Raw genomic sequence first — 23,995 nt, 5'->3', positions numbered from 1 at the left:
TGTCTGAAAGTTGCCGCTTTTGCAACTTGAGTGAAATGATTTTAGCGTAGGTGGAGAGAACGGCAGCAAGAATTTATTCAGCCGGTCAATTTTTTGGTTCATTTTTTCTTGATTGAAAAATGAACATTACTTCTAACTTAATAATCTTACCTGTTTTTTATCACTTTTGTATCGTTAAAAAAATGGAACAATACATTTATTTTTTCAAGATCCAGCCCACTTGCTAAGTGGATCACACCACGTACCAGCGGATAAGGATATTAACTGAGTGTTAAGTTATCTGGTAATCTTCCGCACCTCTCTTTTTTTACCTATATTTCATTTTTTCTATGCTATTAAACTAAGGTAATATCGTGTCTGACTATCCATTTAAAGAAGTAGCTGTCTTTTTGTACAATGAAATTAGACGACACGGAGAATTAAAGCGCTCCGAGGCCATTGAAAAGGTTGAGTCAGCTTTTGATAATTCATTCATAGATCTCTCGGATAAAGGCAACAAAGTTCTCAACAAGCAGGTTCTTAAACATTTTAGAGAGCTGAAACGCGATGCCATCAAATGGAATGTGGGTAAACAGCGATGGCTTTTTGACGAGAGTAAACTAAACTCATCTAATGGGGACCGGAACGATAAGATGCCGAAGATTCCCACTTCCGTACAGCCTCAGGAAGTTCCTGAGCAGGCTTCAATTGATCATCCCTCGCTTTACCTGAACAGAGAATTAGGATGGCTGGACTTTAACTGGCGGGTGTTATACCAAGCCATGGATTCCAGAAATCCTCTGTTGGAAAGGGTTCGGTTTCTTGCGATTACGGCCAGTAACCTGGATGAATTTATCCAAAAACGGGTAGGCGGACTAAAACGACAAGAGGCCGCCGGACTGATTGACTTGAGTCCTGATGGAAGGACGCCTGATTCGCAGATTGATATTGTGCAACGCGAGGCAACAAAAATGCAGCAACAGATTTCGGATGTCTGGAACAATCAGCTGTGCCCAGCACTGGAAGAGGAAGCATCTATAAAAGTTTGCTCGTACCAAGAACTAAACAAACAGCAGCAAAATAAATTAGACGAATACTTTCTCGATCATATCTATCCCATGCTAACGCCGCTGGCGGTAGATCCGGGACACCCCTTTCCTTTTATTTCGAACCTTAGCCTGTCACTGGCTATCAAGTTAAAGCGTCCCAATCGGGATGCGTTTAACTTTGCGCGGGTTAAGGTGCCTTCTAATCAGCCGCGCTGGTTAAAGCTCGAAAGCGAATCGCATGCCTATTCGTTTATCCCGGTAGAAGAAGTTATTCGACAAAATATAGACCGGTTGTTTCCGGGCATGGATATAGACAGCGTTTGTGTATTCCGTGTTACGCGCAATGCTGACCTCCGTCGTAACGAAGAAGAAGCAGAAGATTTGCTCTCGATGATGTCTGAAGAACTGCGTGAACGTCGCTTTGCCGAGGTCGTCCGCCTTGAAATTGAACAGGATGTGGATCCGGAAGTCTTGAAGCTGCTCAAGAACGAACTCAAACTGGATGAAAGCAATAATGACATCATCTTTCAGGATGGCTTACTTGACCTGACCGGCTGTTTCAAACTGGCCGACATCAACATCCCCAACCTGCATTATAAAAAGTGGAAGCCCATTATTCCTGAGCCGCTGTACCATGAGGGTGAAACCGAAGAAGAGCAAACGATATTTGATATCATCCGCAAAAAGGATCTGCTGGTCCATCATCCTTACGAGTCGTTTTCAGGGAGCGTGCGCCGTCTTATTGAAGAAGCCGCTGATGATCCGGATGTGCTGGCCATTAAACAAACGCTTTATCGCACATCAGATAATTCGCCCATCGTCAAGGCGCTGGTGCGGGCCGCTGAGAAAGGCAAACAGGTGGCCGTACTCGTAGAAGTAAAAGCGCGCTTCGATGAGGCCAGCAATATCGAGTGGGGTAAAATGCTTGAAAATGCCGGTGTGCACGTGGCTTATGGACTGGTGGGACTTAAAACCCACGCCAAGGTTGCGCTCATTGTGCGCCGCGAAGGCGACCGCCACGTTACTTATTGCCATATCGGCACGGGCAACTACCATATCCATACCGCCGAAGTCTATACCGATCTGGGCGTGTTGACCAACGATCCGGATATCGGCTATGATGCGACGAACCTCTTTCATTACTTAACCGGCTATGCTCCGGACCAACAGTACCGCAAATTGTTAGTCGCTCCCAATGATCTGCGCAATGCGTTTAACGACCTTATTGATAACGAAATAGCCATTGCTCAAAGTGGAGGCCAAGGGCACATTATTGCCAAAATGAATGCACTGGATGATGTGGATATCATCAAGCGGCTATACCAAGCATCTCGCTCGGGGGTTAAAATCGATCTGATTGTTCGCGGCCACTCCCGACTGCGTCCCCAGTTACCGGGCTATAGCGACAACATCCGGTTGATCAGCATCATCGGACGCTTTCTGGAGCACGATCGCATTTACTTCTTTGGCAATGAAGGGGATCCGAAGATTTATATTGGAAGCGGAGACTGGCGCTCACGCAATTTAAACGAACGGGTGGAAGCCATGATGCCCATCACCCTTCCCAAGTTAAAAAAACGCATTACCTCTATCCTCAAAAAAGCTCTTCGCGACAATCGGTTAGCCTGGGAGATGCAACCGGATGGCTCCTATCATCTGCGGGAACCCAAAAAAGGAGAAAAAGAGCGTAATTTCCACCAGATGATGATGGATGACGCCCGAAAACGCGCCTTTGGATAGTTTTTTGGTAGTTAGTTATTTGTTATCAGTGAGCTATTGAGGCTAAAATATAATATGGAGGTTTTTACTCTATCCCCAGTGCCCCTTTTTATTTTTCCCCTGCGAACAGGGGAAAAAACTCATGGTTATAGAATTAAGAAACTTTATTTGATAAAGAGTTTCCCTCCCTGCCAGCAGGGAGGGATTAAGGGTGGGTCCTACTGTCCTACAAGCAATAACTGTTATTGCTATAAGCCCACAGCAGGAAATATCTGTAAAGGAACAGATTAAATGAACCTAAACCTAAAAGCATACTCAGAACCGCTCGACCTAACCACTACCCCATTAACTGTAGCGAAATTTATTGTATCGAAACAGGCAAATACGGGCCACTAACGCCGATTCAGAACCCCCGAAAGCGTAGCGATTTAGGGTATACCCTAATTTGGATACAATAACAAATATCATCTCTTGCTATTAAGATGTATCATTTGTAACCGTCTTGTCATTCGTATGAATGAGATCATGGTAGTATCCTTAATTCAAATTTAAATGGAGAGAAATAAAAAGGCCACCCAAAAGGCGGCCTTTTGTCAAATTTAAAATTAAATATTTTACTTATTATTCTCTCTGGGTCGAATATCTTTATCTTCTTTAAGAGCAGCAGGGTCGGGATCAGGCCCAGGAGGATCTGGTTGTTCTGCATGTCGACATGCACCATTACATCTTCGAAGCCAAAAAGTCCCACAACCATATGCATCATTCTGGCTACACGGCAGATATGGTAAATCATCTTTGTGTACACATCGGACTTCGGGTCCAACTCCAGTTGGGTCACACCCATACCAAATATCATCAGTTCTGCAGTTACAATCGATTTTTTGGTTCTGACTAGCGTTTACTATTCCATTCACATCATTTACTAGAGATATAGAAGAATTTTCAAGGTGGTTTGATGGAGCTAAAGAGGTAAATATTCTCTTTGCGAGGTCTCTTCCGAAAATACGAACAATCTCGCTTGTATTAGTTAAAACATTAAGCTTCTTGTCATTGCTTTTGCTAAAAACCGAAGGAGATAAATCATTAATGATTGATCTTAGCTTTGACTTCTCTTCTGCAGATAATTTATCTTTTTCCATGAAACTCCTTAACCTTTCTTTCCATAAATTATATCTTTCCACTGATGAAAGCTCATTAAATATTGCTTTCCTATATGTCTTAGGAAAAACGGAAATAGAACTAAGGCTATTTGGTAAATTTTCAGAATTTTTCTGTACCCAAGCGTTTACAGCTTTGCATCCTAGCTCTAAGGAAGAAGTATCAAAAAGAACGGATTTCTGATTAGATTGAGCCTTGGACCTAGACTCCAAATGTACTGGTTTCTCAGTAGAATTTATGGGATTAGTTTTGTCACATGAAACAAACAAAAAAGATATTACAAATATACATATTGGTATCCCGGTAAACTTAGATGAATTCATAGTTATTTTATTTAAAGATGAATATATTATTACGTCATACAATTCATATTTAAAAAATATGATATTGAATATAAATAATAGTTTATTATATATCCATGTTGATCATTATATTTCTGGATAACCTATCATGGAATATGATTAGAAACAGGATATCACAAACTGTATGAAAGAAAACATATACAGAATTATAATTATTGGCTTGTTAGCCCTTTTTGTTGGGTTTTCCTATTGGGTCAAAAAGAATATCCGGGCCAATCAACGACTGGTATATAATGTCAGTGACCAGATAAAACCGTTTACCCTTCCAACTATTGATCGTCGCCCCGTTGAGCTTCAGGATATTGTCAGCGATAACAAACTTACATGGGTAAACTTTTGGGCCACTTGGTGTGGGCCTTGTCGCCAGGAAATGCCGATGATGAGTGAGCTGTATGAGCAGTATCATGAGAAAGGACTGGGGATGGTGGGGATCAGCATAGGAGAACGACCGGCGACCGTAACCAAATATTTAACTAAGTCTCCGGTCCCCTATCCTATTTTGGTCGACTCTATGCGTACCCAATCCCAGCCTAGTAATATTACAACTGTTCCCACCTCCTTTTTGGTAGATGATTCGGGGATGATTCTCCATGTGAGTGAAGGCATTCCGGAAGGATGGGACCAAATAATTAAAAGAACATTAGATGATGAGTGAAAACCCTGTTGTCCGTATACAAAACCTGACCAAGAGCTACAGGAGAGGGATGTTTCGGAAGGAAGTAGAAGCTGTGGATGAGTTATCCTTTAAGATTAGCAAGGGCTCCGTCGTAGGGCTCATCGGACCAAATGGGGCTGGGAAGTCAACCACGATCTATTGTATACTTGGGATGCTCATTCCGGACGCCGGATCGATTGAGATTTTGGGAGAACCGCCCCAATCGAAAAAAGCACGCAGCCGCCTGGGATTTCAGTCCGAAATTTTTCATACTTACGAATTTTTAAAACCCAGGGCGGCACTTCGTTTTTATGGGCGGTTGGCTAATATGAGTGGTACCCGCCTCGAAAAAGAAATTGACCACCAACTGGATCGGATGGGCCTTATGTCAGCTGTTGACCAACGGGTTGGTTCTTTTTCCAAAGGCATGAAACAGCGCTTGGGCATAGCGCAGGCGCTGTTGCACGATCCCGAGTTGCTTATTTTGGACGAGCCGTTTACGGGGCTGGATCCTCAGGGCCGGAAATTAATTAGAGACCTTATTTTCGAAGAGAAAAATAAAGGAAAGACCATTTTCTTCAGTAGCCATATCCTGTCAGACATCGAGCGATTATGCGATGAAGTGGTCATGATCCGAGAGGGAAAAAAGGTACTTTCCGGTGATTTACAAGACCTTAAAGCCGCCAGCAACCGATGGGCCATAACGATCCGCGGTGGGCAAGAGCTTCTGGACAAAACGATATTGGATGGTAGATGGAATGTGACGATGCGCGATCGGGAGCAAGGGACTGGAATTATGTGTACAGATCAGGATAAGGACGAACTGTTAAGCCGCCTGCTGGAGTCTCCCGTAGAGATCGTGGACGTGAAGCGCCAAACACGGACTTTGGAAGAGTTGTACATGAAATTAGAGCAGGAGTCATCATGAAAACCATTCGCCTTGTTGCCTGGAATACGCTACACGGGTTTGCTGCCAAAAAGGTGTTTTATCTATTTCTATTTTTGATTGTGATCATTGCTGCCCTGCAATGGCAAAAGGTGTATAATATTTTCTATGCCTATGCCAACCTGCAACTGTTCATTGAACAGGTTTGGCTGCTGTCAGGCACCCTTGGCTGGTGGTACTTTCTGACGGCCATCACGGCGATTATCTTTGCCTCCGGGGTACTTCCCAAAGAGCAACAAGATAAAAGCATCGCCGGGGTACTAGCCAAGCCCATCAGCCGCTGGACGTTTGTGCTGGGGAAATGGAGTGGGGTGTTATTGTTCTTTTGTACCATCTTTGTGATAGGAGCTGGTTTTATTCTTACAGCGATGATCTATTGGCAATTTCCAATATTAGGATTCTTTTATATAGGGCTACTTCACTACCTGCTACTGCTTGTGACATTTACCACCCTGTCCTATATGCTGAGCATTGTGCTTCCGCGGATTCTGGCCGGAGGGTTGGCCTTTTCGCTGTTTTATTTTCATACCTACTTCCTTCGCTTCGCCGATGGGGAAGGTGCTCTTCGGCAACTAATCGTTTCTGCGCTGTATTACGTAACGCCGGTTCATTTGAATATATATCCGCTATGGGAAGGAAGTTTGCAAGATAGCCTGCACCTGAGTGTCCCTTTTTTGTGGGCTACCATCGGGATAAACGGTTGTTATGGAGCACTTTTATTACTGTTCGCTGTTATTTTGTATCAGAAAAAGGATATCGCCGTAGGGCAACCATAGCCCAGGGACCAAATTCACCATAAATAATTAAACGTTAATCAAGAACGCCTCTATTCATGCGGAAGTCATTGCCCATTATTGCAGTAGCCATTGCTATCGTTTTTGCCGGGGCCCAGTGGTGGATGAAAAAAGAAAGCCGCAACAGCCCCTCGCTTGTATATTCTCGGGACGATCCCATCCACTATTTTTCATTGCCTGATGTCAGCGGGCAACAAGTAGATATACAACCCATCATTGAACAAAATAAGCTCACGTGGATTGGTTTTGGACAAACGGGGTGCGGGCCGTGCCGGCGCATGTTCCCGGTGATGAAGAAAATGCATGAGAAGTACCAAGAGAGCGGGTTGGGGATGGTCTTGGTACAGGTAGGTGATAGCCGAGAGGCTGCTCGCCGCCTGGCAGAGGCATATACCCTGGAATTTCCGGTCTTAGTCGATGCCCGTAACGTCCAGTCGCAACGGATAAACATGGAAGAGTTGCCCACCTCTTTTTTAGTGGACAGCACGGGCACCATCAAGCATATTAGCCCAGGCTTATTTAACATACGCCATTGGCCCTACAGTATTGAATATTGGTTGCAAAAGGAATAACCCAATACATTACAACCCATAGATGGGAAGGCCGCTTTTGATATCTAATAACAAGTAGCAGAAGAACTCAAGATGAAACATGTTTATGTAATTGCCAAGAACACCATCCGGGCGTTTCTGGCCAACCGTATTATTTATCTGCTCTTTTTCTTGATGCTGGTTGTTTCTTCTTTTGTAGGAGATGATTTTGCTGACGCTATGGATGGCATTTCTTCATCGGAGGAGTACTCGGTGTTTTTAACCCAAGTGAGAGTCCTAACTACATCTTTAGGGCTATGGACTGATTTTATGACTATCGGCGTCATTATTTTTGCCTCTGGAATGGTTCAGAAGGAGAAGAACGCCCGGACTATTGTAGGCGTGCTGGCCAAACCCGTAGCGCGCTGGCAGTTGTTGGTCGGTAAATGGTGCGGCCTGCAGCTGTTTTTTGCTGCATTTTTTCTGACAGGCTTTGCCATGGCTGGCAGTTTTATGATCTACTGGAACCTTTCAGTCTCCCCGCTTTTCTGGATGGGCGGACTCCAGAAGCTGATGCTTATTTTCGGATACTCCACGGTGGCCTTTGTCTTGGGACTATTCTGGTCTCGAATACCCAGTAGCGGCGTGGCCATAGCCCTTTATATCGCCGGACCCTTCCAGCATATCTTTCTTTATGAGCGTATGATGGAAAGTGAGTACGCTGTTTTTCAAGGACTCGGAGCTGCCATTTATTATTGCTCCCCGGCCTTACTCAAACAATCACTTATTCAGGATGGTATCCTGCAGAACATCCTGCACCCAGAATTCACATTATTTTGGAATGTCATTGCCGAGAATTTTTTATATAGCGGGGTTCTTCTTCTTTTGGGTGTCCTGTTATACCAACATAGAGACCTTATTTAAAAGGCGAAAAAATGGAAAAGATAAATTAAACATAAACTATGAGGAGGGTGTACTCTTTTCAACATGATTGTGCATTAGCCCACTTTACATAACCACCCCTTATACGACAAAAAGTTCTCTTTTACATTATAGGTGTTGGATGAGACTCCCTTTGTTAAAAGAATATGTGGCAGTAAATGAGATGTAAACCGATACGGTATATTGGCTATACATCGGCATTCATTACCCTTCCCAAATTAAAGAAAGGAATCACATCCATCTTAAAAAAGCTCTTGTCGGAAACCCACAGGAAGGAATTCAGGGTGCGTCCTACAAGAAATAAATGAGTAAAGGCTATTATAAGTGGACAAAATCACCTAATAACCAATAACGATTAACTAACTGTATGCCCTCAGCAGGAAGAAAATAACCACACCCGTAACTGACACGTACAACCAAACCGGCAGCGTTACTTTGGATACTCTGCGGTGCAGCTTCAGTTTGCCGGAAAAGGCAAGATAGAAGCTGGTGAGAATCATGGGCATAACAAGGGCCGAGAGAATAATGTGAGAGATCAGGATGAAGAAATAGACGGGGCGAATGATGCCCTGGCCCGTAAAGGGCGTACTGCCATGGAAGTTGTGGTAAATTACATAGCTGATCAAAAACAAAGAAGAGGTAACAAAGGCCGTTAAGTTATACTTCATGTGCTTGGTAAAATCCCGCTGACGGATAGCATTGTATCCAAATAATAACAGCACCGTACTGGTACTATTTAATAAAGCATTGAGCGCGGGCAGGCTGGTTATCAGATTTGAACTGTAATCACTCCCCCCCTTGAAGTAGATCAGCCAGATTAAAAAGCCAAAGGCCGCCGCACTTATTAATAGTATAACACCAATAGCCTTTGCCAGGCTAATATCTTTTAACAGATCTAACGTAAAGGGCTTGTCATTATTCATTACTCAAAAATACAGTTCAATTTTATAAGGCCACAAAGATACGGATATTGCCACATAATTCAGAGTGGTTTACAGTTCTTAATATTTACCCCGCTATTCGGCAAAGCCAATAGAGAGTCTGTCAAGATTTCAGCATATTTTGAAAACTATTCAGGGATTAAATTAGGCATTTTTAAAAAATAGATGATATCTTAACGAACTTTATTTTCGGGTTACAGACCGAGGTAACCGATCTATTTAGAATCGTTTTAAATATGATCAATGCTATTTTTCTGGGTTCTAAAAGAGTCGGATTTTCCATACCTTCAGGCCGAAAAGTTTTTTACGAATATTTGCTAACCAAGCAACGATAAATTCTACGAGACCTATGGCTCAGATTTTCCCCAAATGGGCAGACGATGTACCGCAGCGGTTATTGCTCGGATTGATTATTATCGCAACAGCAGCAGTAGCCGGAGTTTGGTATTATTTCTCTCCGGAATATACGGATGTTGGCTACGCTCCGGAACAGCCTGTTCCATTTAGCCATAAACTCCATGCCGGCGAATTGGATTTTGATTGCCAATACTGCCATACCAAAGTATTTGATTCTAAACAGGCCAATGTGCCAGCAACCGAAACTTGCATGAACTGCCATAGCCAAATTAAGACGGACAGTCCTAAATTGGCCAAAGTTCGGGAGAGCTGGGAAACAGGCAAATCGATGGAGTGGGTTCGCGTACACAACCTGCCTGACTACGCCTATTTCAATCACGCAGCACACGTAAATGTGGGCGTAGGTTGTGAAAGTTGCCACGGCCGTATAGATCGGATGGAAGTTGTACGACAGGCCGAGCCACTGAGCATGAGCTGGTGTCTTGACTGCCATCGCAATCCTGAACAACATGTGCGTCCTGTCGAAGAAGTGACAACAATGGGGTATGAAGTTCCCAACCAGATCGAAAGAGGTCGTGAGTTAGTGGCCAAAAATAATATTGCGCCCCCGACCTACTGTCAAGGCTGCCACTATTAATAAGGTATAACAAACCGAACGAATCTGAATTAACGCAATTGTAACCGAATGAGCGAAGAAGTAAAGAGTCCCAATTACTGGAAAAGCCTGGGCGAACTTGCCAAAAATGAGGAGTACCAAAAGTTCGTCGAGCGCGAATTCCCCGAAAATGCTACTGAACTCAACGATGAGGTATCACGGCGTAGTTTCTTGCGCGTAATGGGTGCTTCTATAGCCCTTGCCGGGTTTGCAGCCTGCCGGCGTCCTGTGCAGAAGATCATGCCTTATTCGGATATGCCGGAAGAAGTAACCCCCGGCAAACCCTTGTATTATGCCTCAGCAATGCCCTTTCAGGATGCGTTGACGGGTATTGTTGTTGAAAACCATGAAGGCCGACCGGGCAAAATTGAAGGAAACGATATGCATCCGGCCAGCAAAGGAAATACCAGTGCCTTTGGGCAGGCCGAGATTCTGAATATGTACGATCCTGATCGCTCTCGCTACGTCCGGAACGACGGCGAGCGCTCGTCAGTAAGTGCTTTTGCTAAATTCTGCGCCAATCATTTTTCCAACACCGATCAAAATATTGCTTTTGTATCGGAGGCCAACTCTTCTCTTACTTATAATAGATTAAAAGAGCAGGCACTCAACCAATTCCCGAATGCCCGCTGGATAACGTATGAGGCTTTCGGCGAAGACAATGCCCTTGAAGGCACCAACATCGCTTTTGGGCAACGCCTGCGAACGGTTAACCACTTCGATACTGCCAATGTAATTGTCAGTTTTGATGATGACTTCCTGAATCCTGCAGGTGATAAAAACAGTGTTCAAAACACCAAGGAATTTACAAGTGGACGGCAGGTAAGCTCTCCTGAAGATGGTATGTCACGCTTTTATGCTATCGAGAGCACCTTTTCAATAACCGGTTCTAATGCTGACAACCGTTTGCGCATTAAATCCGGCAATATCGGTTCCTTTATATATGCCCTTGCAGCTGAACTCTCCGGATCTGTTAACGGACTGTCGGCTTTCAGCGGTTATAACAACGAATTTTCGGATCATGAATGGATTCCCGTTCTGGCAGAAGAACTGCTTGAAAATGAAGGCGAATCTATCCTAACAGTAGGAAGCGAACACCAGCCTGAGCTCCATGCCACTATTGCTGCTATTAATACGGCTCTTGGCAATGCTGGTGAAACCGTTACGTATCACGAGGTCGATCACATTGATGACCAAAACAATCGCGAAGCTTTTGCCACACTTGTTGAAGACCTTAACAATGGCGAAATCGATACGGTTGTACTGACGGGTACCAACCCTGCATTTACCGCTCCTGCTGACTTGAACTTCTCAGATGCACTTTCCAACGCCACGGAGGTTATTCATCTCTCTGATTATTACGATGAGACCTCAAAACAGGCAAGCTGGCACATTAACCGGGCTCACTTTCTTGAGGCCTGGAGCGACGGTCGATCCTATACCGGAAGCCGATCTATTGTCCAGCCGCAGATTGAGCCGTTATACTCCGGCGTCAGTGAAATTGAATTTTTAAGCACCATCCTCAACGGAGAGCCTGCAGAAGGCTATGATCTCGTTCAAGAGACCTGGCAATCCTATTTTAGCTCCAATTTCAAGAACCAATGGGAGCAGACACTGCACGATGGTATTGCCGACGAAGAAGAGACTTATCCTACGGTCTCAGCAAGCCTTTCTGATGAGTTTAGTTCGCAGGCAAGTAGTTTTATCAACGATACAGCTTCTGCTGAGGGTATGGAACTGGTTATTCGCCCTGATTCAAAAGTTTTTGACGGACGATTTGCCAATAATGGCTGGCTTCAGGAACTTCCTGAACCAATGACGAAGATCACTTGGGATAATGTTGCGCTGATGAGTAAGAAAACAGCGGACGAACTGGGTGTAGAAGAAGCCGGGCTTGGTAAATCGGAGGTAGAAATTGTTTCTATTACGGTTGATGGAACCACTGTCGAACTGCCTGCCTGGGTACAGCCCGGCCACGCAGATGACAGCATTACCATCACCGTGGGGTATGGGCGTGAAGGTATCGGTCGTGTTGCAAATAAGACCGGTGTTGACACCTATCCATTGCGTACGACCTCCAATATGCTTTATGCATCTGATATTTCGGTCGAGAAAACGGGCAGCACCTATGAGATTGCCTGTACGCAGGACCACAACTCGATGGAAGGAAGATCCCTCCTGCGCCATGCAACCCTGCAAGAATATCGTGAAGATCCGCATTTCTCCACTTATGAATCATCTTATGATGCAGAAATGCCCGGTCTGTCGTATGCTGAAGAGCACGGCGAAGAAGATCCGCTTTCTATCTTTAATCCTATTGATGAGCAAGAATATCCCGATGGCGAACCTCAATGGGGTATGTCTATCGATCTGAATGCCTGCACGGGCTGTGGTGTTTGCACTATCGCTTGCCAGGCTGAGAACAACATCCCGGTTGTCGGGAAACGAGAAGTGAGCCGGGGCCGTGAAATGCACTGGATCCGCAACGACCGCTATTATGAGGGCGATGTCAACAATCCAAAAGCGTTACACCAGCCAGTGCCCTGTATGCACTGCGAGATGGCGCCTTGTGAGCAGGTATGTCCCGTTGCGGCAACCACCCACAGTGAAGATGGGATGAACCAAATGACGTATAATCGCTGTATCGGGACTCGTTATTGTGCTAACAACTGTCCATACAAGGTTCGTCGCTTCAACTTCTTCAACTATTCCAAAGAATTTTTGACCAGCGGTGATGATCCGGAAATCGTACAAATGGCGATGAATCCGGAAGTAAGTGTTCGGTTCCGTGGTGTCATGGAAAAATGCTCGTACTGCGTGCAGCGTGTGAATCGAGCAAAAATCCAGACGGATATCGACACAAACGGCGCAACAATGAAGCCGGAAGACGGTTCAGTAGAAACAGCCTGTCAGCAAGCTTGTCCTGCCGATGCTATTTATTTCGGTGACCTTACGGATCCTGACAGTGAAGTTGTGAAGACCAAGAACAACAATCGCAACTACCTGCTTCTTGAAGAACTTAACACTCGCCCCAGAACTTCGTATCTCTCTGAACTTAGTAACCCCAATCCGAAATTGGCTTAATTTTCAATAATTTTACGATGAGCACAGATTATCAATACGTACCAGAGCCAAAACTCGTAAAAGGTGACCATTCTTTTAGGAGTATTACTGATATGATTGTGAAGACGCCCCTGTCTTCTACTCCTAACCTATGGTACCTCGCTTTTGGTCTTGCCAACATCCTTCTTATCACTCTTTTGGGAGCCATTGGGTACCTTATTTGGGATGGAACCGGAATTTGGGGCTTAAATAACCCAGCTGGATGGGGTTGGGCTATTATCAACTTTGTATGGTGGGTGGGTATCGGTCACGCCGGAACCTTGATTTCCGCTATCCTTTTCCTCTTCCGACAGGGTTGGCGAACGGCTATTAACCGTTTTGCGGAGGCTATGACGATTTTTGCGGTAATGTGTGCCGGTATTTTTCCGGCTATCCACGTGGGACGTATCTGGGTGATCTACTGGGTGTTCCCCATTCCCAACCAGATGGCTGCCTGGCCGAACTTCTCCAGTCCCCTGCTGTGGGACGTATTTGCGGTAAGCACCTATTTTACGGTATCCCTGCTCTTCTGGTATGTTGGACTCATTCCTGACTTTGCTACGCTGCGTGATAAAGCCAAGAGCAAAGTAGCCAAAATCTCTTATGGTATTGCCGCCCTGGGATGGACTGGTAGCTTCCGCAACTGGTGGAACTACGAGAAGGCATATATGATCTTAGCCGGCCTTGCAACGCCCCTGGTTCTCTCTGTACACACCATTGTATCTTTTGACTTTGCCGTTTCTGTTATCCCGGGCTGGCACAGTACGATATTCCCCCCCTACTTTGTGGCTGGTGCTATTTATTCTGGTTTTGCCATGGTGCTTACCCTCATGTTGATTGCCCGCAAAATCTACGGGCTTGAGGATATCATGAACATCGATATTATGGAGAAAATGAACCTCGTAATGATGGTGACAGGTAACTTAGTTGCTTTTGCTTACCTGATGGAGGGTTTTGTGGCTTGGTACAGTGGTTATATTTATGAACAAGGTATTTTCTGGCTCTACGTCGTTGGTCCCTATGCCTGGGGCTTCTGGATTCTGATGTTCTGTAATGTGGTAACACCACAGTTTTTATGGTTTAAGAATATACGGCGTAACGTGGCCATCACTTTTGTGATTTCAATTATTGTGAACATCGGTATGTGGTTTGAGCGGTTTATGATTGCCGTTGCATCACTTTCAACCGACTTTATGCCCTCTGCGTGGGATTATTATTCACCCACCTTCTGGGATATCATCATTTATATAGGCACGTTCGGTCTCTTTTTCACCTTCTTCCTGCTCTTCCTGAGGTTCTTACCCATGGTTGCTATTGCAGAAGTTAAAGGGGTGATGCCGCAAGCCGATCCTCATAATTATGATGAAGAATCACAAAAATTTGTAGAATCAAAAACTGAACCTGTGGTGGTTCAGCAAGAGCAAACTGTTTAGTAACTGATATTTATGGAAACAGAAAATAAAACGACATACGGTGTATTAGCAGAGTTCCGTAATCCAAAGGAACTTGTTGATGCCGCTGCCTCTGTCAAAAATTCCGGGTACAAAGATTTCGATACGTATGCCCCCTTCCCTATTCACGGAATGGAAAAAGCGATGGGTATTAAAGAATCTCCTCTCGGATGGATTGTACTTGGGGGCGCTTTAACAGGACTTATTGGAGCGGTCACCCTCATGGTCTGGGTAATGGGATATGAATACCCCATGAACATTAGTGGTAAACCGTTTATTAATATTCCTATTTATGTACCCATTACATTTGAGTTAACGGTACTGTTGTCGGCTTTTGCTACCGTCTTTGGAATGCTTGGCCTGAATAAACTGCCAAGATTCAATAATCCGCTTTTCAATGCCGATCGTTTTGAAAAGGCTTCCGACGATGGTTTTTTCGTCTGTGTGGAAGCAACTGACGATCTCTTTGCCGAAGATAAAGTTACCAAGCTCTTCCAGGATAATGGAGCTACACATATTGAAACCGTTTACGATTCGGAATAAATCAACAAAACAATCTTTAGTTTGCATAACGATCCGATGAAAGCTACTAAGCACTTATTTCTTGCGGCTATTGCCCTGCCAATGGTCCTGATGTCATGCCGTGGACAAATTTCTGAAAAGCCACCGGTTCATCCCAATATGAATATGGACCAGCAACAAAGGTTTGAACCTCAGGAACAAAATACCTTCTTCGAAGACGGCCGTGCGATGCGTCAGCCCGTTGAAGGAACCGTTTCTCGTGGTAACCTGCGTCATGATAAGGTTTACTATCAAGGAATTAACGAAGACAGCAGCTTTGTGGAAGAAATTCCCGTTGAACTGACGAAATCATTCTTGTACCGCGGTAAAGATCGTTATGAAGTATACTGCACGCCTTGCCACGGTATCAGCGGTGATGGACAAGGTATTATTATGACTGGCAACTACGGATTTGTTCCTGCACCCAGCTTTCATATTGATCGCCTGCGAAATCAAAGTAATGGTTACCTGTATTCGGTCATTGCCAATGGCATTCGAACGATGCCTTCTTATGCCCAACAGATTCCCGTTAAAGACCGATGGGCCATTGTCGGCTATTTGCGGGCGCTACAGAAAAGTCAAAATGCTACCGAAGAAGAAATTCGTCAGTATGATGTTAACCTGACATCCATGCAGGAAGAGTTTAAGAACCAACAGGCTGCCGCAGCCGCTGCAGAAGCAAAAGCAGCAGAAGGCGCCAGTGATGAAGTTTCTGTAGAGCGTGGTAAAGCTATTGCCGAAGAAAATGTTTGTGGCAGTTGTCATTCACTCGACGGGTCCAAAATTATTGGACCAACATGGAAGGGTCTGTACGGCCGTGAAGTTGAACTTGAAGATGGATCAACCGTGACCGCCGATGAAGAGTATCTGAAGGAATCTATCACTAATCCATCTGCTAAGGTTGTAAAAGGGTTTCCACCTTCTATGGTTCCCTATGACCAATTGTCCGAAAGTGAAATCGGCTCACTGGTTGCATACATAAAATCGTTAAATGATGCAGCCGAATAACGAAATTAGATCAACAATAACAGAAGGTTCAACTAATCCTCAGTAGATACGCAGAGGTAACTGTTGCAAACACCTAAGTGTACAAATAAAAGCTTAATCGTCTTTTAAAAATTATGAGCAAGCCCAAACTAACTGATACGCTGGATTTTCCTACTGATCTGAATATCACCAAATCCTTATTTGGAGTAGGGATCGTAGGTTTGATAGCCAGTGGATTAGGCTATTTTCTGGATCATGGCCAGTTTTTCTTTTCTTACTTGGTCAACTTCGCCTTTTTCTCCAGTATTGCCCTGGCCAGTTTATTCTTCGTATTGTTGCAGCACCTTACCCGCTCGCACTGGAGTGTAGCTATCCGTCGTATCCCTGAAACTTTTTCTTCCAATATCTGGATCTGGGCCCTATTTATTATTCCTGTCCTCTTGGGTATGCATTCCCTTTACCACTGGACCCACCCCGAGGCCGTAGCTCACGATCCGGTCTTACAGGGTAAGGAGCCCTACTTGCACAGTACCTTCTTTATCATCCGGCAGATTATCTACTTTGGCGTTTGGAGTTTTCTCGGCTATAGGATGTATAACAAGTCTATCGAGATGGATGAAACAGGCGACTGGGGGCTGCAGACACTGCTCCGGCGAACCAGCGGCCCGGGCCTTTTCTTTTTTGCCATAACGCTTGCTTTCGCCTCTTTTGACTGGTTGATGTCGCTTGACCCACACTGGTACTCAACCATTTTTGGTGTCTATTACTTTGCCATGAGTTTCCAGGTGATGTTTGCCACCTTTATCCTTCTGATCCTGTTTCTCTGGAAAAAGGATCTGTTGACAAACACCATCAAAAAAGGACATATATATGATTTGGGAGTACAGATGTTCGGATTTACGGTATTCTACGCTTATATCGCATTCAGCCAGTTTCTGCTTATTTATTATGCCAACATCCCCGAAGAGACCGTCTGGTTTTTGGAGCGTCTCAGCGGTGGTTATGAATACTTAGCATACTTTTATCTCTTTGGGCGATTTGTGATTCCTTTTGTAGTACTTCTGCCCAAAAAGACAAAATCGAACTACAACATTGTTGCTACTATTTCGGTGCTCATTCTTGCTTCGCATCTGGTAGAACTGTATTGGCTTGTAATGCCGGTACTCGATCATCATGGTTTCCATTTTAACTGGATGACCGTAACCAGCTTCCTGGGACTTGGAGGAATTTTCTTTGGATTATTCTTTCACAAGTTTAAGCAGAATAAGATGGTTCCTGTCAACGACCCTCGATTGGCCGACTCACTGGATAAGCACTAAATTGAAATTATCAGCAAATAACATAATTAACGCAGTAAGGGTCTGCCCGCTGCGAAGGTTAAGTAACTAACGACCATGCCAACCGAAGAGAATAACTACACACCGGAGTTCAAGAAAAAGATTGCCCAGCAAGCGTTGGATCAATCCAAACAGAACCTTGAGCAGCTGTCCAAAGAACATAATGTCCCTGTATCTGTGATTCTTATGTGGGCTACTGAACTCGAGAAAGGAGGCGAAGAGGCCTTTAAAGAAGCTGATAAGACTGAAGATAAGGCACATAAAGCTTCTAATACCGTTGATGTAACCGTCTCAGAAGAAGAGGTAAGCTCCTCTATTGAGTATGGGGTGATGTCTGACAACCTAAACTATAAACGACTCACATTTTGGAGTGTTTTAGGCATCGTTTTGGTTCTAGTATTTGTACAAGCGCTTTTTGAGATGTACCAATACAACACACAAAATATGGAACAGCGTGTTGCCGCCGAAAGTGGAGATTACTACCAATCGGTGCAGCTAAAAAAGGAAGCAAACGAACATTTGAATAACTTTGGCGTCGTAAACCTTGAAGAAGGAACATACAGTATGCCAATTGACAGTGTAATTAATAATATGGCTGTCAATGAAGAATAAATGACTATGGTCTTATGCATAATGTAGGATTAGCTTTTGCAATCTTGGGCTTCTTCCTGCACCCCGTGGTTTCTGTTGCGCAGTTAAACAAACAGAAGCCCCAAAACATCCAGAATGTAGGAGTGACAGAACAACTGGGAGAACAGATCCCACTGGATTTAACGTTTGCTACGGCTGAAGGCGATTCAATAACGTTAAACGAACTTTTTAAAGATGATAAACCGGTGCTGCTGAATCCGGTTTACTACGAATGCCCGCAGCTTTGTTCAATGATCAAAGAAGCCATTTTTAAAGGTGTAAAAGACTTGAAATGGAATCCGGGTACGGACTATAATATTGTTACCTTTAGCTTTGACCCTGAAGAGGGGCCTAAGCTGGCAGCCAAAAATAAGACGAAGTATTTAAATAAACTGAACAGGAAGGGTTCTGAAACAGGCTGGCACTTCCTGACAGGCAACAAAGAAAATATTCATAAACTTACAGAAGCCGTAGGTTTCAATACGCAGAAACTTGAAAATGGGGAGTATGCTCACGGAGCGGCGATTATGTTTTTGAGTCCCGATGGAACTATTACACGATACCTTTATGGACTCAAGTTTGATGAATTTAACATGCGAAATGCATTATATGAGGCAGCGGATGGCGATATTGGGAGCACCACAGAGCAAGTATTGCTCTACTGCTACCAATATGACGCAGACTCTAATTCATATGTACCTGTTGCCTGGCGAATTATGAAAATCGGTGGTTTTGCTACCATGATAATTCTGGGAATTTTTCTTAGTTTCATGTGGATGCGACACCGATCTTCTACAAATGAAAAGCAAATAAATAAACCGAATGGACGCGCTTAACGATCTATTACTACCTCCGGCCAAATCCACGCTGGCTCACCAAACTGATACTCTTTTTTGGTTTGTACACCTCAGCAGCCTCGCTTTGACGATAGGGCTTATTGCTGTCATTGTTTATTTTGTGTACAAATACCGACGTAAATCAGAAGACGAGGTCACCCCCCTTATCACCCACAATAATACCCTGGAGGTAACCTGGTCGGTCATTCCACTTATCTTGGTACTCGTGGTTTTTGGATGGGGATACAAGGTCTTTATGGACCAACAAGTGGTTCCCGATGATGCTTATGAAATTAAAGTAACGGGACAAAAATGGATGTGGCAGTTCACCTATGAAAATGGTGCACGAACCAATGGAGAGCTTCATGTGCCGGCTGATCGCCCCATTAAGCTTATCATGAGCTCCAATGATGTTATCCACTCCTTCTATGTGCCCGATTATCGGTTAAAACAAGATGTTGTACCGGGACAATACACCGAACTCTGGTTTAATGCCAAAGAGCCGGGAGAATCAATTATTTACTGTACCGAATACTGCGGTACGGCCCACTCCGATATGTTGGGCACGGTTGTTGTCCATGAACAGACTGATTTTAAGACCTGGCTTGCCGAAAATGCGGGCGGTGGTTCCAAACCAGAAGATTTAGCACCTGCTGAATGGGGTGAACAGTTGGCCCAGGAATATGCCTGTGCAACCTGCCACTCTACCGATGGAAGCCAAATGACTGGCCCCACCTGGCAAGGTAAATTCGGAAGTGAGGAACCTCTTGCTGATGGCTCCTCGGTTACTGTAGATGAAAATTACCTTCGAGAATCTATCCTGGAGCCCAATGCTAAAGTCGTTCAGGGCTTCCCTGCCGTCATGAATACCTACCAGGGGCAGCTGAATGAGGAACAGATCAATGCTATTATTGAATACATAAAAACACTGAAATAATATGGCTACTGCAGAAGCAAATCCTAAGAAAATCCAGGTTCAGCGGTACGAACCGGAATCAGATCCTGACAAGCATTATCTTAATGAAGAAACAGGACTCTGGACATGGTTGACAACGGTTGACCATAAAAAAATCGGCTTAATGTACCTGGCCTCTATCACCTTCTTCTTTTTCGTCGGTGGTATTATGGCTCTGCTGGTGCGTACAGAACTCTGGACCCCGGCCAAGACGTTTATTGAGGCCAATACCTATAACCAGCTGTTTACCCTGCACGGGGCCATCATGATTTTCCTCTTCCTGGTACCCTCGGTGCCAGCAGCTTTGGGGAACTTCTTTCTGCCTCTGCAGCTTGGAGCCAAAGATGTAGCCTTCCCCAGGTTAAACTTACTGAGTTACTATATTTATGTAGCCGGAGCTGTCATATCGATTGTCTCTATTGTATCCGGCGGTATTGATACCGGCTGGACCTTCTACACCCCCTACTCTTCCACAACCGGAGGGGCTGTGACTATCATGACTTTCGGGGTTTTTGTAATCGGATTTTCTTCGATCCTTACCGGAGTTAACTTTATTACCACCATCCACAAGATGCGTGCTCCCGGACTTACCTGGGATAAGCTTTCCCTCTTCTCCTGGAGCCTTTATGCAACCAGCATCATCCAGATTCTGGCAACCCCGGTACTGGCCATTACCCTCGCACTCGTTGGGATGGAACGTATTCTGGGCATCGGAATTTTTGATCCTGCTATGGGCGGCGATCCGGTACTCTACCAGCATTTCTTCTGGTTCTACAGCCACCCCGCCGTGTATATTATGATTGTACCCGGCTTTGGTATCGTCTCAGAAGTAATTACGACTTTCAGCAAAAAACACATTTTTGGATACTGGGCGATTGCGCTTTCTTCATTGGCTATTGCCTTTATTGGCTTCCTCGTTTGGGGCCACCACATGTTCGTTTCCGGTCAGGCTTCCCTGGCAACGATGGTCTTTTCCTTCCTGACCTTCCTGGTTGGTATCCCCACCGGTATTAAAATGTTTAACTGGACGGCTACCCTATACAAAGGATCTATCAAACTGGCTTCACCGCTGCTTTATATTTTTGGATTTTTCTTCCTCTTCCTGGTCGGTGGACTAACAGGCATTGTACTCGGATCTATTGCTCTTGACGTACACCTCCACGACACCTACTACGTTGTGGCCCACTTCCACTTTGTGATGGTTGGTGGTATGGTAATGGCCTTCCTGGCCGGCCTGCACTACTGGTGGCCTAAGATGATTGGTCGCATGTATAATGAAACCATGGCCAAAATTGCCTGTGGTATTATCTTTATTGGCTTTAACGTTACCTTCCTGCCCCAATTTGTAATGGGATCACAGGGCATGCCGCGACGATATTTCAACTACATTGAGCAGTTCCAGTCTTTCCACCAGATCTCAACGATTGGCTCCTACATACTTGGTTTCGGCTTTGTAATGATTTTTTACTACCTGGTAAAATCAATCTTTACCGGCGAAAAAGCTTCTCCAAACCCCTGGGGCAGCCGCGCGCTCGAGTGGCAGGTAAACTCGCGTCCACCGCTTCATAATTTCCACCATACGCCGGTCATTGTAAACGGCCCTTATGACTACCATAAGCCTATGGACGAGTTCCAGCTTGGTCTGGCAGAAAACCACAACGCACACAGTGATGTTAATGGAGCAGAAGTATCCGTTAGTAACGAAGAGGAAACAAGCGCTGAATAGTTGATTATTAATTTTATAAAACAGTAGAATCTGATTATGGCAAATCATTCAACCACATCCTCACATTCAAGATTTCAGCAGCATCATTTTGTAGATGCTGAGCAGCAGTTCGATGCTGCTAAGATGGGTATGTGGGTATTCCTGGTGACAGAAATCCTAATGTTTGGCGGACTCTTTGCCGCTTATATCGTCTATAGGCTTTGGTATCCCGAGCTCTTTGTTTTAGCTTCTGAGGAGCTTAACACGCTGTGGGGAGGTGTAAACACCTTGGTACTCATTGGCAGTAGCTTAACCGTTGCCATGGCTATCAAGTCTGCACAGCTCAATCAAAAGCGAAATATTGCCATCAACCTGGGCATAACCCTTGCCTTGGCGGCTATCTTTATGGTGATTAAGTATTTTGAGTATACTCACAAATTTCACCTTGGCATATTTCCCGGTGAATTTTACACCTTTGAAGGTATTGATCACCCTAAAGCCAATGTATTCTTTAGCCTCTACTATCTAATGACTGGCCTGCACGGTATCCACGTCACTATTGGGATGGGACTTATGATCTGGCTTTTGGTGCGTTCAACCAAAGGTCATTTTGGCGAAGAATACTATACGCCGATTGAAATGACAGGCCTTTACTGGCACTTGGTTGATATCATCTGGATTTTCCTCTTCCCTTTGTTCTATTTAATTGATTGATAACTATTAAACCGTTTTACTCATGAGTGGACATCATATTTCAACAGACAAAACCTTACTGGGCGTAGCGGGTGCCCTGCTTATTCTTACGATTGCTACCGTTGGGGTACACTACCTGCATCTTCCAAATCCCTGGTCAATCATTGTCGCAATGATAGTAGCTATTATGAAAGGCTCACTGGTGGCCGTATTCTTTATGAATCTCTATTGGGATACTAAGTTTAACAGTATGTTACTACTGGCTGCCTTTTTGTTTTTTGGTCTATTGGTAGGATTGACACTGCTCGACACTCTTTTCCGTCCAGAAGTTATTCCTTCTTTCTAAATAGCGCTTCACATTCTACTGTTTTAAAAGCCGTTCCACTTGGAGCGGCTTTTTTATTTGGAGGGGACTTTGCAAAGTTCTCTTGGATATAACTATACAGCTTTCTCCCTTTCCCGATTTCTCATAAGCTAACATTCCAAATACTTTACTCAATATTTTGTATCTTCAGGTAGTGAAAAAAGGGTACAACATATTGCTTTTTTGCCTGCTTCTGGGGATTTCCTGGAATGCCATGGCCAACACCAACTCTTCGGATCCGGATCGAGAGACAGCTCATCTGCAACCGTTTGAAAGAGCCAACTCTCAAGCTAAGCCCGATGATAATGCCAATAGGTTTCGGATCCCGCACCAAGGAGAAAGTGGAAGCAATATATTATCGCGGCTCGTCAACCCGGATACCCTTACTGAAGTAGAGGACTCTTCATCTGGGAAGCTTTCTGATGATTCCCGTCCCACCAACTACGCTTCATTCAATTATAGGGTTGCCCGTAACCTGGAACGAAGCCTCACGATTAAGAAACTGATCTTTCCCTTCCATTCTTTCTTGTAATCCATCGCTGGTTATACCCACCGTCGGACAAGATTCCGACAACTTTCTAACATAAATAAAAGCTATCTCGGGGGACCTATGTTTATCCGGTCTGCCTGACGTATAGCTTATACACAAAATTATACCACGATGGATATTGATTTAACTTCTATTATTATAAGCATTGTAGCATTTTCATTTTTTATTGTCCCCATTGTATACGATCAGATTAAAAACAAGAAAGGTTAATGATCATATGCTAAACAGGGCTTGAACCTTACAGGCAGCAGTTACCCCGCACGTAACTGCTGCCTTTTTTAGTAAATTTAATAAAAAACCCACGGCCTTTAATATTTCCCTCGTGCTAACGCAGAGCATTCGAAGGAAATAAATTAATACACCTGTCTGGTTCAGGGATATAGAAACCGACACCCGAAACGACCAACTAACGCCCGGTGGGATGGCCATTGTTTCAGGGCGACATTTAAAAATAGAACCGGATGACAGCCAACAAGGCGTATTCTTTATCAGTCCGGATGGTACAAAAACTCCCGTCGATCGCAATACCTTCAGATAGCCACCAAACCCAAAAACACCATTGAGCTTCGCACCAGGCAGCTGGATGAAGATCTGCTTGTAATATAATCAAGGGTCTAGTGAAGCAAACGACTCAAAGAGGATCTTCTCGAAGGAGCTTCAGCAAGATGTTATATAAATTATTGTTTCGATGATTAAAACGAAATTCCGTTTCTTTCAAATGCAGAAAAAACGTGTGT

22 protein-coding genes and 1 pseudogene are annotated in these 23,995 nt (G+C 44.4%); 20 read left to right on the top strand and 3 right to left on the bottom strand.

Annotated features, from left to right (window positions below; genetic code table 11):
* Window positions 1-353: 353 nt before the first annotated feature.
* Complete coding sequence (ppk1, locus tag J6I44_RS19115) at window positions 354-2,768, top strand: polyphosphate kinase 1 (protein WP_265767822.1); 2,415 nt, start codon at window positions 354-356, stop codon at window positions 2,766-2,768.
* 593 nt (window positions 2,769-3,361) lie between these two features.
* On the opposite strand, the gene J6I44_RS19110 is transcribed toward ppk1, so the two are convergent.
* Window positions 3,362-4,228 carry a bacteriocin fulvocin C-related protein gene (locus tag J6I44_RS19110; RefSeq protein WP_265767821.1) on the bottom strand — a complete coding sequence of 289 codons (867 nt, stop codon included), beginning with the start codon at window positions 4,226-4,228 and terminating at the stop codon, window positions 3,362-3,364.
* Window positions 4,229-4,391: 163 nt separating this feature from the next.
* Here J6I44_RS19110 and J6I44_RS19105 point away from each other — a divergent pair, with 163 nt between their 5' ends.
* The 5 genes from J6I44_RS19105 (at window position 4,392) to J6I44_RS19085 (ending at window position 8,116) form a co-directional block, all read left to right on the top strand.
* Window positions 4,392-4,922, top strand: a complete 531-nt coding sequence (locus tag J6I44_RS19105; protein WP_265767819.1) for a TlpA family protein disulfide reductase — start codon at window positions 4,392-4,394, stop codon at window positions 4,920-4,922.
* Complete coding sequence (locus tag J6I44_RS19100; protein ID WP_265767818.1) at window positions 4,912-5,850, top strand: ABC transporter ATP-binding protein; 939 nt, start codon at window positions 4,912-4,914, stop codon at window positions 5,848-5,850. Before J6I44_RS19105 ends, J6I44_RS19100 begins: the two co-directional genes overlap by 11 nt.
* Entirely contained in the window at window positions 5,847-6,644 is a 798-nt protein-coding gene (locus tag J6I44_RS19095) for an ABC transporter permease subunit (protein ID WP_265767817.1), read from the top strand. The genes J6I44_RS19100 and J6I44_RS19095 overlap by 4 nt, the downstream gene beginning before the upstream one ends.
* Window positions 6,645-6,700: 56 nt before the next feature.
* Complete coding sequence (locus J6I44_RS19090) at window positions 6,701-7,234, top strand: TlpA family protein disulfide reductase (RefSeq protein ID WP_265767815.1); 534 nt, start codon at window positions 6,701-6,703, stop codon at window positions 7,232-7,234.
* Window positions 7,235-7,306: 72 nt separating this feature from the next.
* Window positions 7,307-8,116, top strand: a complete 810-nt coding sequence (locus tag J6I44_RS19085; RefSeq protein WP_265767813.1) for an ABC transporter permease — start codon at window positions 7,307-7,309, stop codon at window positions 8,114-8,116.
* A gap of 377 nt (window positions 8,117-8,493) precedes the next feature.
* Here the strand turns inward: J6I44_RS19085 and J6I44_RS19080 are convergent, their stop codons facing one another.
* Window positions 8,494-9,057 (bottom strand): DUF420 domain-containing protein, encoded by a 564-nt coding sequence (locus J6I44_RS19080; protein WP_265767811.1) that lies wholly within the window; start codon window positions 9,055-9,057, stop codon window positions 8,494-8,496.
* A gap of 367 nt (window positions 9,058-9,424) precedes the next feature.
* Between J6I44_RS19080 and J6I44_RS19075 the strand changes: the two genes are divergently transcribed.
* From J6I44_RS19075 to J6I44_RS19010, 14 genes are all read left to right on the top strand, one after another.
* Window positions 9,425-10,069 (top strand): cytochrome c3 family protein, encoded by a 645-nt coding sequence (locus J6I44_RS19075; protein WP_265767809.1) that lies wholly within the window; start codon window positions 9,425-9,427, stop codon window positions 10,067-10,069.
* 48 nt (window positions 10,070-10,117) lie between these two features.
* On the top strand, window positions 10,118-13,171 hold the full coding sequence (locus tag J6I44_RS19070; protein ID WP_265767807.1) for a TAT-variant-translocated molybdopterin oxidoreductase: 3,054 nt from the start codon (window positions 10,118-10,120) through the stop codon (window positions 13,169-13,171).
* A gap of 17 nt (window positions 13,172-13,188) precedes the next feature.
* Window positions 13,189-14,622, top strand: a complete 1,434-nt coding sequence (gene nrfD, locus J6I44_RS19065; protein ID WP_265767806.1) for an NrfD/PsrC family molybdoenzyme membrane anchor subunit — start codon at window positions 13,189-13,191, stop codon at window positions 14,620-14,622.
* 12 nt (window positions 14,623-14,634) lie between these two features.
* Window positions 14,635-15,183 carry a DUF3341 domain-containing protein gene (locus J6I44_RS19060; protein ID WP_265767804.1) on the top strand — a complete coding sequence of 183 codons (549 nt, stop codon included), beginning with the start codon at window positions 14,635-14,637 and terminating at the stop codon, window positions 15,181-15,183.
* A 36-nt stretch (window positions 15,184-15,219) separates the two neighbouring features.
* Complete coding sequence (locus tag J6I44_RS19055; protein ID WP_265767802.1) at window positions 15,220-16,209, top strand: c-type cytochrome; 990 nt, start codon at window positions 15,220-15,222, stop codon at window positions 16,207-16,209.
* Between the two features lie 113 nt (window positions 16,210-16,322).
* On the top strand, window positions 16,323-17,507 hold the full coding sequence (locus J6I44_RS19050) for a hypothetical protein (RefSeq protein WP_265767801.1): 1,185 nt from the start codon (window positions 16,323-16,325) through the stop codon (window positions 17,505-17,507).
* Between the two features lie 75 nt (window positions 17,508-17,582).
* Window positions 17,583-18,137: a transposase gene (locus J6I44_RS19045; protein ID WP_265767800.1), complete on the top strand. Its 555-nt coding sequence runs from the start codon at window positions 17,583-17,585 to the stop codon at window positions 18,135-18,137.
* A gap of 14 nt (window positions 18,138-18,151) precedes the next feature.
* Complete coding sequence (locus J6I44_RS19040; RefSeq protein ID WP_265767799.1) at window positions 18,152-18,991, top strand: SCO family protein; 840 nt, start codon at window positions 18,152-18,154, stop codon at window positions 18,989-18,991.
* The gene (gene coxB, locus J6I44_RS19035) at window positions 18,978-19,928 is read left to right on the top strand and encodes a cytochrome c oxidase subunit II (RefSeq protein WP_265767798.1); all 951 of its coding nucleotides are present in this window, start codon (window positions 18,978-18,980) and stop codon (window positions 19,926-19,928) included. Before J6I44_RS19040 ends, coxB begins: the two co-directional genes overlap by 14 nt.
* A gap of 1 nt (window position 19,929) precedes the next feature.
* A complete protein-coding gene (gene ctaD / locus J6I44_RS19030; RefSeq protein ID WP_265767797.1) occupies window positions 19,930-21,672 on the top strand; it encodes a cytochrome c oxidase subunit I in 1,743 nt (580 codons plus the stop codon).
* Between the two features lie 36 nt (window positions 21,673-21,708).
* The gene (locus J6I44_RS19025) at window positions 21,709-22,365 is read left to right on the top strand and encodes a cytochrome c oxidase subunit 3 family protein (RefSeq protein WP_265767795.1); all 657 of its coding nucleotides are present in this window, start codon (window positions 21,709-21,711) and stop codon (window positions 22,363-22,365) included.
* Between the two features lie 22 nt (window positions 22,366-22,387).
* Window positions 22,388-22,690 (top strand): cytochrome C oxidase subunit IV family protein, encoded by a 303-nt coding sequence (locus tag J6I44_RS19020; protein WP_265767793.1) that lies wholly within the window; start codon window positions 22,388-22,390, stop codon window positions 22,688-22,690.
* A 157-nt stretch (window positions 22,691-22,847) separates the two neighbouring features.
* Window positions 22,848-23,240: a hypothetical protein gene (locus J6I44_RS19015; protein WP_265767791.1), complete on the top strand. Its 393-nt coding sequence runs from the start codon at window positions 22,848-22,850 to the stop codon at window positions 23,238-23,240.
* Window positions 23,241-23,610: 370 nt separating this feature from the next.
* Window positions 23,611-23,796 carry a DUF4469 domain-containing protein gene (locus J6I44_RS19010; protein ID WP_350356722.1) on the top strand — a complete coding sequence of 62 codons (186 nt, stop codon included), beginning with the start codon at window positions 23,611-23,613 and terminating at the stop codon, window positions 23,794-23,796.
* Between the two features lie 93 nt (window positions 23,797-23,889).
* On the opposite strand, the pseudogene J6I44_RS19005 reads toward J6I44_RS19010, so the two are convergent.
* Window positions 23,890-23,995: pseudogene (locus J6I44_RS19005) on the bottom strand (IS1595 family transposase); the annotation flags it as partial.

It is taken from the genome of Fodinibius salsisoli (assembly GCF_026229185.1).
Lineage (GTDB): Bacteria > Bacteroidota > Rhodothermia > Balneolales > Balneolaceae > Fodinibius > Fodinibius salsisoli.
Note: the sequence above shows the minus strand (reverse complement) of the source record. Positions and strands in the feature narration are given on the sequence as shown.

Bases quoted from the DNA above. Each gene is read 5' to 3' on its own strand.
- J6I44_RS19050 (WP_265767801.1), top strand. From the start codon at position 16,323: ATGAGCAAGCCCAAACTAACTGATACGCTGGATTTTCCTACTGATCTG.
- J6I44_RS19025 (WP_265767795.1), top strand. From the start codon at position 21,709: ATGGCAAATCATTCAACCACATCCTCACATTCAAGATTTCAGCAGCAT.
- J6I44_RS19110 (WP_265767821.1), bottom strand. From the start codon at position 4,228: ATGAATTCATCTAAGTTTACCGGGATACCAATATGTATATTTGTAATA.
- J6I44_RS19085 (WP_265767813.1), top strand. From the start codon at position 7,307: ATGAAACATGTTTATGTAATTGCCAAGAACACCATCCGGGCGTTTCTG.
- J6I44_RS19020 (WP_265767793.1), top strand. From the start codon at position 22,388: ATGAGTGGACATCATATTTCAACAGACAAAACCTTACTGGGCGTAGCG.
- J6I44_RS19080 (WP_265767811.1), bottom strand. From the start codon at position 9,057: ATGAATAATGACAAGCCCTTTACGTTAGATCTGTTAAAAGATATTAGC.
- J6I44_RS19070 (WP_265767807.1), top strand. From the start codon at position 10,118: ATGAGCGAAGAAGTAAAGAGTCCCAATTACTGGAAAAGCCTGGGCGAA.
- J6I44_RS19100 (WP_265767818.1), top strand. From the start codon at position 4,912: ATGATGAGTGAAAACCCTGTTGTCCGTATACAAAACCTGACCAAGAGC.
- coxB (WP_265767798.1), top strand. From the start codon at position 18,978: ATGGACGCGCTTAACGATCTATTACTACCTCCGGCCAAATCCACGCTG.
- J6I44_RS19095 (WP_265767817.1), top strand. From the start codon at position 5,847: ATGAAAACCATTCGCCTTGTTGCCTGGAATACGCTACACGGGTTTGCT.
- J6I44_RS19055 (WP_265767802.1), top strand. From the start codon at position 15,220: ATGAAAGCTACTAAGCACTTATTTCTTGCGGCTATTGCCCTGCCAATG.
- J6I44_RS19105 (WP_265767819.1), top strand. From the start codon at position 4,392: ATGAAAGAAAACATATACAGAATTATAATTATTGGCTTGTTAGCCCTT.
- J6I44_RS19045 (WP_265767800.1), top strand. From the start codon at position 17,583: ATGCCAACCGAAGAGAATAACTACACACCGGAGTTCAAGAAAAAGATT.
- J6I44_RS19060 (WP_265767804.1), top strand. From the start codon at position 14,635: ATGGAAACAGAAAATAAAACGACATACGGTGTATTAGCAGAGTTCCGT.
- ctaD (WP_265767797.1), top strand. From the start codon at position 19,930: ATGGCTACTGCAGAAGCAAATCCTAAGAAAATCCAGGTTCAGCGGTAC.
- J6I44_RS19075 (WP_265767809.1), top strand. From the start codon at position 9,425: ATGGCTCAGATTTTCCCCAAATGGGCAGACGATGTACCGCAGCGGTTA.
- nrfD (WP_265767806.1), top strand. From the start codon at position 13,189: ATGAGCACAGATTATCAATACGTACCAGAGCCAAAACTCGTAAAAGGT.
- J6I44_RS19040 (WP_265767799.1), top strand. From the start codon at position 18,152: ATGCATAATGTAGGATTAGCTTTTGCAATCTTGGGCTTCTTCCTGCAC.
- J6I44_RS19090 (WP_265767815.1), top strand. From the start codon at position 6,701: ATGCGGAAGTCATTGCCCATTATTGCAGTAGCCATTGCTATCGTTTTT.